Source organism: Deinococcus radiophilus, assembly GCF_020889625.1.
Lineage (GTDB): Bacteria > Deinococcota > Deinococci > Deinococcales > Deinococcaceae > Deinococcus > Deinococcus radiophilus.
The window spans coordinates 1410015-1423481 of the sequence record NZ_CP086380.1; the positions used below are offsets into that span (position 1 = coordinate 1410015).

Sequence of the window (13467 nt, forward strand, 5' to 3'; positions counted from 1 at the left end):
CAGCAGTAAACACGCTGGGTCATACCCTACGGCTTCTTCGTGTGCTCAGTACCTGACAGGTTGCCTTTCGGCCCCTCCTGGCGCGGGAAATGGAGTCCTCAAGAGGTCCAGGAAGAGCCTGAATTTCTCCCCGCCCCACCGCAGCGCACGGCTCAGCTCCTCATACCCATACCTCGCCCTGCTGACCGCAGGGCGACCATGTTTTTTGACACGTATGGGCCTTGCTGCCGCTCGCCATTCCCCCACACGCAGCATCCAGGTCAAGGCCAGGGTCAGCAGACCAAACAGGTTTCCTACACGCTCCGGGTTGGTCATGTGGGTTTGCTCCAGATTCAACCCTCTGGATTTCATGGCTGAGAAGGTGGTCTCTATGGCCCAGCGCTGCCTATAGATGGTGAGCGTGTCCCAGACGGATAAGTCTGAAGCGATGATGACCCGCTCTCCCTCTGGGGAGAGCGTCGCGACTACTCGCATCCAGCCGCCCTGAACCCAGACCTTGTCAAACAGGGCACGTATTTGACCCGGCTCCAGTGACGCGAAACAGTCACGAGCATATTCACCGTCTACCACGGTATTGGCCCGAATACGAATGCATCTTTTGATCCCGCTGCGCCGCAAAAACGTGAACCACTTCTGACCGAGAAACTCCCTATCCGCGATCAGGATCTTCCACCTGCGTGCGGGTAGGTGTTTCAGCAGCTGACCGACCAGCATCATACGTGCCCTGGATTCACTGTTCCCGCCGTGCTTCAGTTCTTTCCAAGCAAGTGGAAGAGTAACGTTGCCCAGCACCACGCCGATGACCAGCAGGTTGAGGTGAGACTGGCCGAGCTTCCAGTTGGTGCGGTCCATGATCAGGGTCAGTTTTCCCTCAGGCAGCAGTGGAAGCAGGACATCTTGGATGTCCTGCTGGGTCAGACCAGCACCATGCAGCACACGAGCCACCATACGCGTGATGGACGGTGTCGTCGCAGCACGGTCAATATGGAGCGCGATCTTGCGGTGGAGGGTGGACTCTGCCTGTAAAATGCCGAACAGGACTTCTGCAACGCAGCGCAGACGGTCCATGCGGTGGTGTGGGAGACGCTCTTTCAGGTAGGTCACGAATGTGTCAACATTCGTCAGGGCGGCTTGGTTCGGTTTCACACCTCCATAAGCCGCCCTGCTTCATATTTTTCTGCGATCCAGACAACGTTTCCTTCAACCTGTCAGGTACTGAGCTTCGTGTGGATAAGAGTCAACAGGGTCAACAGGAAATCGTCTCCCAAGGCGGTTATCTTCTGCTCGAAGCACCAACGGGGATTGGTAAAACGCTGATGGCGGCCCACATTGCCGAGGAACTGTCCCGTCAGGATCGTGTGATCTGGTTTTGGTTTACTCCCTTCGCAGGGCTGGCCACTCAAACGGCACGCAGCATCCGTAACGAAGGCTTTCAACTCAGAGTTCGCAGTCTGGTAGATGACCGCCTGATTGAAACCATTCAAAGTGGCGATATCTTCGTCACTACCTGGGGCAGTGCTGCTGTAGCTAACGCAGAGAGTCGGCGCATCCGTCGTGATAGCGAAACCATGCCCTCACTCGATCTCTTCTTAGAGGTGATTCGCAATAAAGGCTATACCATCGGTGTGATTATTGATGAGGCTCACCACAGCTTCCGTGACGGCACCCAGGCTGTCGATTTCTACCGAGATGTCCTCCAGCCCAGCCTAACTATTCTGGTCACCGCTACGCCCCGCGACAGGGACATCACAGCATTCCTGGATCTTGTAGGTCGCCCCATCCTGAACCGCGTTTCTATTGCCAGAAGACGGGGCGTTGACGCGGATCTACTTAAAAAAGGCGTCAAGGTCGGCCTGTTTCGTACCAGCTACGACACACCACAAGAACTCATCAACTTTGAAGAGACAGCTATTATGTGCGGCGTTCGCACTCACCAGGAACTTCAAGGCCTGCTGGCCGACATACGCCCTGGCATGACACCGCTGCTGCTGATCCAGGTGGATTCCAGAGAGAACAGTGTGCAGGATGCAGTTGCCACTGCTATCAAATATGGGGTTCCTGAACAGGCCATCCGAATTCATACTGCCGACGAGCCAGATCCTAACCTAATGACGCTGGCAAATGACGATGACGTTGAGGCCTTGGTATTCAAAATGGCCATTGCTACGGGCTTCGATGCGCCACGTGCCTTTACCTTAGTTTCTCTCCGTTCATCGCGTGACCCGGAATTCGGTGTCCAGGTAGTAGGCCGCCTAATGCGTGTAGATCGCCGCCTCCAAAATGTTTCCAAGAATCAGGCTCTTGATTACGGCTATGTCTTCCTTGCAGATAATTCAAGGCAGCAGGGCTTACTTGATGCGGCCAGCCGGATCAACGCTATTCAGGATGAACTCAGTGATGTTTCCCCGAGTATCAATGTCCAGACCCTTGCGTTTCCGCAGTTGTCTGTGCCTACACTAGAGCCTCTCAATACGAAGCCTGAGTACTCTTTCGAAACCGAAACCCCACAAGTTGAAATCAACTCTATTGATGCCCCTCCTCTGGTTGAAGCCATCCAACCACTTCTTCCAGTGGAGTTCTCTGCACCTGTACCAATACAGGCCAACGTGGAAACTGGAGAATCAGTGAAGCCAACGTCTATGGCTAGCCTCCTCAATGTTTGGGGACTCAAACATGAACAACCTGTGACGAAAGAAAGGGGAAAAACGACACCTGTTGCAACATCATTCCGGATTCAGCAGGAACGTGTCCTTTGGCCGAAACAGCCTTTTCCGAGTGTGCCACAAGCTTTGCTGAGGGCCATCATTTCACCTGACCAGAAAGACCTGCTAGCTGACATCATCCGCCTATTTCCCTTCGACGATGAACTTATCAATCTGACGCAGCGGGACGCTACGCGCATTATCAAAGACACTGTTGAAGTTTTTACTCTTCAGCGCGAACGGCCTGAAGAAATTCACGCACTATTGGCCCGTAAGGAGATTGACCGTCAGGCTCAGCGCACCCTACTTGATTCTGTGGGCGATGGCCTACTTGATGTCAGAAAGCTTCATGCTCATAACTTGCACCTTGCATAGCTGAGCGAATAGCCGTGCTGGTGCAGGAATTCTTGCTCTTTTTGAAGTTGGTTCAGCAGGTGGTTGAGCCTGACTTCGGGGAACAAGGTGTAGAGAGCCAAGCGTGCAGCTTCCTTCAAGGTCATGTCCTCTGAGCGGTGCAGTGTGGTCAGGGTGAACGCCAGGAAGACCATCAGAATCCAGCGGTCCAGGCCCCTGGCAGTTCGCAACGCGAACTGCGCCAACCCAAACTGATGCTTCCCCTCCTTAAAAAAGGATTCCAGCGCCCAGCGCCGCCTACCTTCGGCCAGGATGTCATCCCCCTCCAGCAGCTCGGACGACACCGCGAAGAATTCGCGGTCCCCACGGTCGATCCTCCCCAGAGACAGCGTTTCCAGTGGCCAATTGGCGAGGTTGACATACCCTCCGTGCGGACAATCCGCCACCGTCACCCGCCCAGGATGATCCGTGCGTCGGTTGCTCCGCACACCCACCACAAACTCGAAACCTAGACGCTGCACACCGTCCAGAAAGACAGCGGATTCGAATCCGCTGTCCGCCAGTACGCAGACCTGAAAGCGTTTCCCCACGAATTCTGGCACCTCTTCCAGCAAGTCGAGGGCCAGCGTGACCGGGGTGCTGGTGTGCTTGCCCTGGTAAACCCGGTAAGAAATGGGGAATTTCAGTTCCCCATATTCGGCGAACAAGACCACCAGATGGATGCCGTGCCTGCCGTTGTAGACGCTGACATAGGGCAGCTGAGTTCCCACCTTTTCCACCGTGGTCAAGTCCACGCTGAGACGCAGACGAGGTCTGCGTTTGTGGCGGGCTGCATCCAGCAGGATGCGCCACTGGAAATCCTGCATCTCTTCCCAGCAACGGTCTGAATCCCAGTCATAGATGTTGAAGAAACGGCTCAGTGCGCTGGGACTGACTCCCTCAGCCTGGCTGAACTTGGTCTTCTGGCCTGGACTGTGGAAGAGGTGCAGCGAAGCTTGCAAGCTTCGCTGCTGGTACAGCGTCTCTGGAATCCCCAGAACCTGCTGTGCGAGAATACGGGCGCGCTCCCCTGAAACCTGTTTGTTCACACTTCCAGAATTTCAGCTCTGGGAGCGCTTTCTGTCTACCTATACAGGTGCAAGTTATGAGTCATGATCAACTCTATGAAGCTCTGCGGCGTGAGTATCTGAAACGTGGGATGAGCGGGTTAGCCAGTTCACCTGAACAGGTCACCAGTGGCCTACATAAAATTTTGGCCTTGCGTCCAAAAGCACTTAGAAATGCCATTCAAGAAGCAGCCAAAAACCACCTTGAAGTCATTGAAGCAGCCCCTTTACCTGAAGGCTTAGAGGACGATACGGTTGATCCTGCCAGACTCAATCTTTATGGCATGTTCCCATCAGACCTCAATCAATGGGAACGCGCCTTTGCCCAATTGCTGGATGATGACCTGAGTGAAACAGTGGCTTGGTGGCACCGGAACCCGCCAAGAAAGCCTTATTCCACGGCTGTGCCGCTCCCAGGGCAGCATCAGCAGTCCTACTATTACCCTGACTTCGTGGTTGGAGTTCCAGAGCGCACACGTGCTGAAGGTATCTCACTCATTGAGGTCAAGCGTGACCTCAATGACGAGATCGGTAATGCTAGGGCCAAAGCTCAGGTTGCACACCCTATTTATCGGCGCATCCTAATGGTCCATCTTGATCACAACCATGATTGGCGTATCGTGAATTACGATCCTCAACGCAATCTGAATACTCTTGGGCAACCCTTCCGAATAGATCAGTTAGGGAGCCTGTAAAAAATGATATTAAGTATCTATGACAGTCACCCCTGCTGATGTAGTTCCCATTTTTAGGGGAGCGAATGCTCCTGGAATACTGGCCTGCCCTCAAGGAGTTTTCGACGAAGCTCTTGGCAATGCCACCTATCTCTACGCGCATCTTCGAGATCGACCTGACTTGCCCTCAAGGGACTTCATGGACCGCTCAGTAGGTGACAACTTCGTCTAAAGGCGCTCCTGGTGGGCAAAAGGGCTGGGTCAACAGGTCTAGGACAGCCATGAACTGTTTGGGTTTCCACCGTAAGGCATCCACGAGATGCTGAGCACCGTGCCGCACCAGACTGACCGCTCTACGACCATGCTTGAGAACGGGGATGGGCTGGGTCTGGCCCAGCCAGACCCCCAGGCGCAAGCAGAACACCCAGGCCAGTGTCACCAGGCCAAAGAGCCGCTGTAGACGGCTCCTTTCCGTCATCCCAGTCCGCTCCAGGTCGAAGCCTCGCATCTTGAAGCTGCTGAAGGTGCACTCGATTGACCAGCGCTGCTTGTACAGCTTCCAGGTCTTCCGAGCGCTGAAATCTGTGGCAATGATGACGAGGTCACCTGTGGATGACCTCGTCGCGACCACCCGCATGAGTTCGCCAAACACGAACACCTTTTCGTCGATTTCATGGAAATGACCGTGCTGGACGTGCTTAAACCATTCCTTCCCATTCGTGTCGTCCAGCATGTCGCTGTGCCGAATGCGGATCGCCCGCTTGATGCCTTGACGACGGAGAAAACGGAACCACTCCGCACCGATGAACTCACGGTCAGCCACCAGGCCTTGCCAGCGTTTCGCTGGCAAGACGCGGAGGAGCTTCAATACCAGCCACATACGGGCATAGGTATGGCTGTTCCCAGACTCATCAAGAGGAACCCAAATCAGGGGCAGGGTGAAGCCATGAACCACGGCTCCAAGCACCAGAAAATTGATGGGCGTTTCCCCATGCTCCCAGTTGGTGCGGTCCAGACTCAGCAACACCTTCCCCGGTGGAAGATGGACGACGAGCAGAGCGATGAAAAAGTCCATGTCCAGCTGCTCATCCCGGAAGGTTCGGTCCGCCCTTCTTTTCTTGGCTTGCGGCGTGCTGATACCGGGCATGTGAGGACTCAGGTCGTGATGATTGATGCTCCTCGCGGCAATCATCGCCAGAAGCACATCGATCAGCCGCTGAAGGGTGTCAATGCGGAGGTGACTCGCGTGTGCTTTGAAGTGGCGGGTCAGTACGGTAGCCTGCTGGGCGGCGGATTCTGTTGTTTTCACACTCTCAGGAAACCGTGAACAGTCGGCCCCATCAAGCTTGATGGGGCCGACTGTTGGTTTTTGCCGTCTAGGACAATGTGAAACTGAAGTTGTCACCTACTGAGCATGGACCGATTCATTGATGCCCTTGTAGGTGAAATTGCCGAGATGGCTGTTATTGATTATTTGCATCGTAATGGCAAATACGCAGTATCGGCGGTCGATAAACGAGCACCAAACCCAGATCCAGGACATGATATTCACGTTAGGAACCTCAATAATGAGATTGTCCGCTGCTCTGTGAAGTCTTCTATCTCGGCTCTAAAAAGCAGTCCAGAAGACATATTGAGCACATTTTCTCCCGCCTTTAATCAGGAAGAGCCTCGAGAATTTAACATTCAAGTCTATTTTTATTACACACTTTTTAGTGCACCGAGATACGTGGTTCCTTCCTTGAGCAAGGGGTTGATTACCGGCTGGTTCAGTCGTGAAGCGCTGCAAGGTGCTCTATACGTTCCTTACCCTAATGCAATACAACGTAGACGTGCAGAAGTTAAATTGAAGGACATTCAGCCAATGTCTGAACTCCTTGAGCAACTCACATAATTTTTAGTCGGCTCGCCTTCCCTTGTGTGAGTGACTGCCCCCACGGCGATACATCCATAGTGTCGTCGCATCAGGGCGCTTGCCGATTTGAGCTTCAAACCAGTCGGCCAGTTGCTCATTGCTTAGCCGCTTGGGGGAAGAGTCAATGAGGGCACGTAACTCCTGTTCCTGCTCTGCATTTAGCAGTCTCTTGCTACGAAGCTCCCGCCCTCGCCGCACATCCATGAGCGACTCTGGCCCGCGCGCGTTGTACTTGGTTACCGTGTTATGTACAAACTGCCAGCTCAGCCCTAACTTCCGGGCCACTGGCAGCTTCTGCGGTTGCTGTGTGTAATGCCAGATCACTGTCCAGCGCCGCCCCTCGATCTCCGTTGGGGCGGCATCCCGGTAAGCCGCAATCTCAGCCGAAGTCAGGTGTGGCACCAGTGGAGTCACCTTATAGGCCCGCCGTCCATTCGCCTGACTGAACTGTTCGGCCACCACGTCGTACCAAGAAGGAATCTGAGGCATGTTGGCCACCAGGGGCCTGCGGGTCAACGCCGCTGCCCTGACCGCTCCTGAGAACCGCCAGGGCCAGTCCTGCACCAGATAGGCTAGCCGCTCTATGAGGGCCCGCCTACCAGCCAAAGAGAAGTCCTCAAAGGAGCGGTTGCGCCGCTGTGGATACTCCGGGGCATCTGGCAGGTCTTTCAGTGCCTCGCGCATTTCGGGACGCATCACTACCGCAAGCAACTGATGAAGCACGTCAAAGCCCTCCTGAGCAGGTACTTCACCCAGACCGTCCCATTCCAGCACTCCGGCTCGCAGGCCTCGCAGCATTCGCCGCTCCAAGTCAACAACGGTAGGACAACCCACTTCCGATGTCACATCTGTGAGACGCTCTCCACATTGGGAACACCACGCGAAGGGTAGCTCCAACTCCAGATAACCGTTCCGTCCTGTTCCTAGGTCATTCAGATGGGGCGCAAATGGGTAGTGACACTGTGGGCAGGCATCAAGTAGGGCTGTGCCGTGAACCGGGCAGACCACCACGAAGGACATCCGCCATGAGAGGCGTAAATGTGGATGGATATCTTCAGCCAGACAGAGTGGGCAATACAGCGAACCAGAGCGGGAGGCCCGGTACCCCCGCTTGGCCAGCGGAAGGAGCCACCTTACCGACCCCTGCGGCTCCAGCCGCTCGAAGAGCGTACCTGCATACTGGCTCAGCACCAATTCTTGAAGGCGCTCTGATGCAATACCCGTCCCAGCCTCAAGACGCCTAGACAGTTCAGAGGAGAGCAGCCGATCCCGGTCATGTACCCAGAAGTTCGCATCCCCTGTGAGGTACGTCGTGATGTAACTGAGGCGCTCAGCATTGGCATACGCTGTCCTGATCAGCCAGGACGATAGGCTTTCCCCTGGTTGCGGCTGTGGGTGTCCAGGCAGGCGCTCAACGGTCATCGCCATCCGACTCATCGTCCATTTCATCTTCAGAGACTGTGCCCAGCTCTCTGATACGCGCCTGATAGTCCAGCTTCACGTCCATCCCATATTCAGCAGCACTGGCCGCCTGGTCACGCAGATCCGGTGGCAGCCAGTCAAGGCGCAGCAGGAGTTTGGCGGTGATGCGTTCCTCGCCACTGATGACAGCTTCCTCAAACGCCAATACGAGGAGATTCTTCAACTCACCAATGTTCCGGTTCGACATTGAAAGGAGGAGGGGAGCCAGTTGCTCACTTGCTAGACCAGAATCCCTTCTCAAAGGCATCAGGGCCTCAAAGGATGTAAGGAGCTGCAAGTAATCACGGTTCAATTCCCATTTCGGCAAAACCATCGGTGGAAATCGGTTCTGAAGCTGTGGGTCACTGCGTAAGGCCGTCAAAGCTTGATACGTTCCAGTCAGAACAATGGGCCGTCTGAGCCCGTTACTCAAACCTTTTAGCGCGTTGTACATCTGCTGCCGCTGATTCGCCTGACCAGTCAACGAGTTGTTGAACTCATCAAGGATCAGGACCCTCACCTGAAGTCCTTGCAGGAGACGCTCTACCTGTATCAGCTTGGCATCTTTACCATTCGGTACCCGTGTCGTGGGCCGTAGCTTCTTAAGGATGTGGGCATACAGGCGTTCCTCATCACCACTTGGCGGGGTGTCCAGTAACACCACAGGCATCTTCACGCCGTCACTGAGCGGGTCATCCACATCCGGATGCAATTCCTTGAAGCGCTCGACGATGCTGGTTTTGCCATTATTGGTCTCTGTGACCACTAGCAGATTTGGTGGACGTGTGACCTCAGGGTATTCATAGAGTCGCTCCAGTTTCGCTAGCACCGCCCTGGCCTTCGGATATCCGATCCAGAGTCTGCCCCGGAAAAATTCGATGCGGTCACCATCATCTGCGTCCAGCCGCTGTGCAGCAGCGGCTACCAGCGTCCCTTTTCTCTTATGTGTCACCTGACATACCCCTTTCGGTTACAGTGTAGACGGAAAGGGCATTTTGTTCCAGTCGGAATCTTAGGTATCAATATCGTCAAAGGGCTGAATATCTCCAAGATCACTGAAGACGCTTAGAGCTGGGCGCTTGGTGGACAGCTTAGGCTTGGCTACACTGTCTGTGGCTTTAGGGGCCCGTGCCCGCTGCCGACGACGTTCCTGCTCACGGCGGGTATGCTTGGTTTGCTCCTCTTCACGTTCAGCCACCCGGCGCATCAACTGATAGGCATTCATGATCGTGCGGGTGTCCTTGACCTCCAGCCCCTGTGCTTTTCCAAACTTCTTGGCAGCACGCATCTCCCAGATGCTGATACTCGGAAAATCTGGTTGGATACACCGCACTGGAAAGTACCGATTCAGCTCCGGATCAAGGAAATACACTTGACTGATATCCGTCGGGTCATAGCGAAAGGTAAACAGTCTTGAACGAGTAGTCCGTTCCGGGTGCTTTGCTTTAACGTAGGCATGCAGAACTGGATCTTGGTAAACCATGCCCTCGTTACGAACACCTTCACGTTGTACTGTTGCTTCGAAGAATGGAAGGAGATCCATCTTGAGTCGCTCAGCCCGGTCACCGGTGAAGATAGCTGGTAGACCTGTTGGCGGGTGCGTTTCTGTGCCTTCAAGAAGACCCTTTTCCCACATTTCCAATGGCGTCATGCCAAGTTCAGAGTGTTCTCTATTGTGATAGGCCCCAAGTAAAAAAGCCGTGAGCCAGACCTGCAATCCTTCGAAAGTCATGGTTGCCCTGGCCTCAGAATCATATTTGCCCCGCTCGGCAATATTGCTGAATGTTGTCCCTGGGAGGCTATGCAACTCTACTGCGACTGTTCCCAAAATGCGTTCAATATGACTCCCATATTCCGGACGCAGAACAGGGCGGAACTCCTGGTCAATGGCGTACTGCGCACAAGTCCGGTGGAGCATCTCCCCCCAAAACTCCCGCCCGTTATCTACCATGAATTTAACTGGCTTACCCCAGCAAGGCCAGTCAATCTCCAACTCCTCATCAGTGAGATCTCCTAGTACCCGCTTGACTTCCTCACGGTGACGGGCCAGCCACAGAGTTTTAGGCAGAATGGCGTGTGTCAATGCTTGACCTACTGAATACGTGCTCGGAGCGTCAAGCGAGATATGGAAGCCAAGCACAACCCGGCTGAATACGTCCATGACCAGAGTGATCCAGGGCCGCCCTGCCATTGGTTGACGATGAACGCTATCCACCAGTTTGATATCCAACTGGGTATGATCAGCCTGCACTACAGCCAGGGGATAAGTGGCCCCTGGATAACGCCCAGTGATTGGGTCTGAACGTTTGGCCGCACCCTCACCGTAACGCCGGCTGACACGTTTGCGTTCCGAAGTCTGATAAATGCGGCGGCGGAATGTCTGATAGGTAGGGGCCAGCACCTCTGGCTCGCCCTCGGCACGGTTATTGTTCATGGTCTGGATTTCCAGCAGTAGCGTCCGGTACACCTCGGTCATTGTGGGGCGCTGGGAGGTCAGATAGCGCCGATCAATCAGTCGCTGCATGACCTGTTCTACCTCCTCTGATAGCCTTCCTTTTCCAGCGTCCCTGCGGCGCTGGTGGACCAAGCTATTGAAGTCACCTGATTCGTAGTTTCTAATCCAACGGTAGAGTGTCGCTGGACTACAGTTCAGCTCCTGCGCCCGCTGTTCAACATGACGGCGTTTTCTCAAAAGTCCAAGGTCTAGCAACGGCCTGATGGCATCTAAACGCTGTTGGGCTTGCTGAAAGATAACCTGATTTTTCTGGGAATCGACAGTCCGCACAGGACGGGCACTCTGCGCTATGTCGAGGGGCATCAGCTCTGCAATGGGAGCTGTAAAGATATCTCCATTGCGGTCACGCAGCTGCGCGTCATGCAGGGAGATGCTACGAACGACACGGCCTTCCCGACCTTGCCAGGTGACCCACTGATCATTCTTCAGCGTTAGCGTCATGGAGTCCTCCAGATCGCACTATCCATACTGAGCCGTTCTTGAAGCGAGAGTTGAATCTCACCAGAGGCCACCAAGTACCAAAACACAGGTAGCAGAGTTCCCTTACGGGCTAGAGGCAAGGAAGCAAAAATGGCACGCGGAGTTGTAGGACCATTTACAGCTTGCGTTAGGAACGCCAAGTCTTCGGCCTGGAACTCCCGATTTGGGTCAAGGAACTGGCGGAGAAAGGTGATGTTATCCAGCGTGATGCCGCGAATGGACCGTTCCGTGGTGGTACTAAAACGCCAACCCTGCTCACGAGCATAGGCACGCGCTGCTTGAAATCGTAAGCGGTACTCCACAGGGTTTTCGCGCAGTTGCTCAACATGCTTGACCTCGAACAAGCAGGGAGACTGTCCATCCCGATAATAGACCAGAGTATCTGGTACATAACTTTTCTTGCGTCCGTTACTACCCTTGTAAGACAACCTTACTGGTTGAGCTCAGTACCTGACAGGTTGAAGGAAACGTTGTCTGGATCGCAGAAAAATATGAAGCAGGGCGGCTTATGGAGGTGTGAAACCGAACCAAGCCGCCCTGACGAATGTTGACACATTCGTGACCTACCTGAAAGAGCGTCTCCCACACCACCGCATGGACCGTCTGCGCTGCGTTGCAGAAGTCCTGTTCGGCATTTTACAGGCAGAGTCCACCCTCCACCGCAAGATCGCGCTCCATATTGACCGTGCTGCGACGACACCGTCCATCACGCGTATGGTGGCTCGTGTGCTGCATGGTGCTGGTCTGACCCAGCAGGACATCCAAGATGTCCTGCTTCCACTGCTGCCTGAGGGAAAACTGACCCTGATCATGGACCGCACCAACTGGAAGCTCGGCCAGTCTCACCTCAACCTGCTGGTCATCGGCGTGGTGCTGGGCAACGTTACTCTTCCACTTGCTTGGAAAGAACTGAAGCACGGCGGGAACAGTGAATCCAGGGCACGTATGATGCTGGTCGGTCAGCTGCTGAAACACCTACCCGCACGCAGGTGGAAGGTCCTGATCGCGGATAGGGAGTTTCTCGGTCAGAAGTGGTTCACGTTTTTGCGGCGCAGCGGGATCAAAAGATGCATTCGTATTCGGGCCAATACCGTGGTAGACGGTGAATATGCTCGTGACTGTTTCGCGTCACTGGAGCCGGGTCAAATACGTGCCCTGTTTGACAAGGTCTGGGTTCAGGGCGGCTGGATGCGAGTAGTCGCGACGCTCTCCCCAGAGGGAGAGCGGGTCATCATCGCTTCAGACTTATCCGTCTGGGACACGCTCACCATCTATAGGCAGCGCTGGGCCATAGAGACCACCTTCTCAGCCATGAAATCCAGAGGGTTGAATCTGGAGCAAACCCACATGACCAACCCGGAGCGTGTAGGAAACCTGTTTGGTCTGCTGACCCTGGCCTTGACCTGGATGCTGCGTGTGGGGGAATGGCGAGCGGCAGCAAGGCCCATACGTGTCAAAAAACATGGTCGCCCTGCGGTCAGCAGGGCGAGGTATGGGTATGAGGAGCTGAGCCGTGCGCTGCGGTGGGGCGGGGGAGAAATTCAGGCTCTTCCTGGACCTCTTGAGGACTCCATTTCCCGCGCCAGGAGGGGCCGAAAGGCAACCTGTCAGGTACTGAGCTGGTTGAGGAAAGAACTTCTCGACCTCAGAAGAAAATTGCAGCAGGTAGTAGAAATCTCTTTCCAGCGTAGATTCAAATTCAGCGTTACCACCGGCTTTAGGCGCGAAAATTCTGCCACGATTTCCACGGTGCCCCCGCCTGATTTTCCTAACGGCTTCCATCTTTCCTCCAGTCGCAAATAATCTAGTAAATTTACAATTTAGTCTCAAATAATGTTATATCTCAGTCGCACCGATCCTATATGAAAGCGAGGGAAAAGGGCTTATGAGTCCCGATCAACATGTTTTTCGACAGACCAAGTCCGGGAGCGCATTCTGTCGGCACGCGGGCGAATGCAGGAGCGTCAGCAAGCCCGCAACGCTGATCTGGTCGGTCAGGCCCTGGCCGCAGCCGCTGCCCTGGGACCGGGACCAGAGAATTTCATGCGTGCCGCTGCCCGCCAACTGGGCCTGACCGGACGCGGGTATGACCGGGTACTGAGGGTGGCCCGCACCGTAGCTGACCTGGCGGGAGCACCACAAATCACCGAGAGCCACCTGGCCGAGGCCTTGACCTTCCGGCCACGTGACCTGAGTTGAAACTGTCAGCCGCCTTAGCCCCGTTGTAGAAATTTTCACCATCTCCCTTGCTAAGCTGAGG

The 13467-nt window shown here is 54.7% G+C and carries 10 protein-coding genes and 3 pseudogenes; 5 read left to right on the forward strand and 8 right to left on the reverse strand.

The genetic code is table 11. The annotated features are described in order from the left end of the window. Positions 1-45: 45 nt before the first annotated feature. A complete protein-coding gene (locus LMT64_RS07170) occupies positions 46-1146 on the reverse strand; it encodes an IS4 family transposase (protein ID WP_456077503.1) in 1101 nt (366 codons plus the stop codon). Between the two features lie 80 nt (positions 1147-1226). Here LMT64_RS07170 and LMT64_RS07175 point away from each other — a divergent pair, with 80 nt between their 5' ends. After that, positions 1227-3077, forward strand: coding sequence for a DEAD/DEAH box helicase (locus LMT64_RS07175; RefSeq protein ID WP_170166078.1), 1851 nt, complete (start codon positions 1227-1229; stop codon positions 3075-3077). Here the strand turns inward: LMT64_RS07175 and LMT64_RS07180 are convergent. Beyond that, positions 3056-4144, reverse strand: a complete 1089-nt coding sequence (locus LMT64_RS07180) for a transposase (protein WP_126353714.1) — start codon at positions 4142-4144, stop codon at positions 3056-3058. The two genes, LMT64_RS07175 and LMT64_RS07180, sit on opposite strands and share 22 nt — an antisense overlap. A gap of 56 nt (positions 4145-4200) precedes the next feature. On the opposite strand from LMT64_RS07180, the gene LMT64_RS07185 reads away from it, so the two are divergent. Then, positions 4201-4857, forward strand: a complete 657-nt coding sequence (locus LMT64_RS07185; RefSeq protein ID WP_126353715.1) for a hypothetical protein — start codon at positions 4201-4203, stop codon at positions 4855-4857. 187 nt (positions 4858-5044) lie between these two features. Here LMT64_RS07185 and LMT64_RS07190 read toward each other — a convergent pair whose 3' ends face one another. After that, positions 5045-6028, reverse strand: coding sequence for an IS4 family transposase (locus LMT64_RS07190; RefSeq protein WP_126353712.1), 984 nt, complete (start codon positions 6026-6028; stop codon positions 5045-5047). A gap of 222 nt (positions 6029-6250) precedes the next feature. Here LMT64_RS07190 and LMT64_RS07195 point away from each other — a divergent pair, with 222 nt between their 5' ends. Beyond that, entirely contained in the window at positions 6251-6730 is a 480-nt protein-coding gene (locus LMT64_RS07195) for a hypothetical protein (RefSeq protein WP_126352450.1), read from the forward strand. 3 nt (positions 6731-6733) lie between these two features. Here the strand turns inward: LMT64_RS07195 and LMT64_RS07200 are convergent, their stop codons facing one another. The 5 genes and pseudogenes from LMT64_RS07200 to LMT64_RS07215 all read right to left on the reverse strand — a co-directional run bounded on the left by LMT64_RS07200 (position 6734) and on the right by LMT64_RS07215 (position 11635). Then, positions 6734-7549 carry a helix-turn-helix domain-containing protein gene (locus tag LMT64_RS07200; protein ID WP_229253110.1) on the reverse strand — a complete coding sequence of 272 codons (816 nt, stop codon included), beginning with the start codon at positions 7547-7549 and terminating at the stop codon, positions 6734-6736. 192 nt (positions 7550-7741) lie between these two features. Next, positions 7742-8200 (reverse strand): annotated as a pseudogene (locus tag LMT64_RS14260) (TniQ family protein); the annotation flags it as partial. Continuing rightward, on the reverse strand, positions 8163-9164 hold the full coding sequence (locus LMT64_RS07205; RefSeq protein ID WP_229253111.1) for a TniB family NTP-binding protein: 1002 nt from the start codon (positions 9162-9164) through the stop codon (positions 8163-8165). The pseudogene LMT64_RS14260 and the gene LMT64_RS07205, both read right to left, overlap by 38 nt. 60 nt (positions 9165-9224) lie before the next feature. After that, entirely contained in the window at positions 9225-11168 is a 1944-nt protein-coding gene (locus LMT64_RS07210) for a helix-turn-helix domain-containing protein (RefSeq protein ID WP_229253112.1), read from the reverse strand. After that, on the reverse strand, positions 11165-11635 hold the full coding sequence (locus tag LMT64_RS07215) for a heteromeric transposase endonuclease subunit TnsA (RefSeq protein WP_229253113.1): 471 nt from the start codon (positions 11633-11635) through the stop codon (positions 11165-11167). Before LMT64_RS07215 ends, LMT64_RS07210 begins: the two co-directional genes overlap by 4 nt. An 88-nt stretch (positions 11636-11723) precedes the next feature. On the opposite strand from LMT64_RS07215, the pseudogene LMT64_RS07220 reads away from it, so the two are divergent. Both LMT64_RS07220 and LMT64_RS07225 read left to right on the forward strand, forming a co-directional pair. Beyond that, positions 11724-12825: pseudogene (locus LMT64_RS07220) on the forward strand (IS4 family transposase). A 302-nt stretch (positions 12826-13127) separates the two neighbouring features. Further along, positions 13128-13406: pseudogene (locus LMT64_RS07225) on the forward strand (magnesium chelatase subunit ChlI family protein); the annotation flags it as partial. Between the last annotated feature and the right edge of the window lie 61 nt (positions 13407-13467).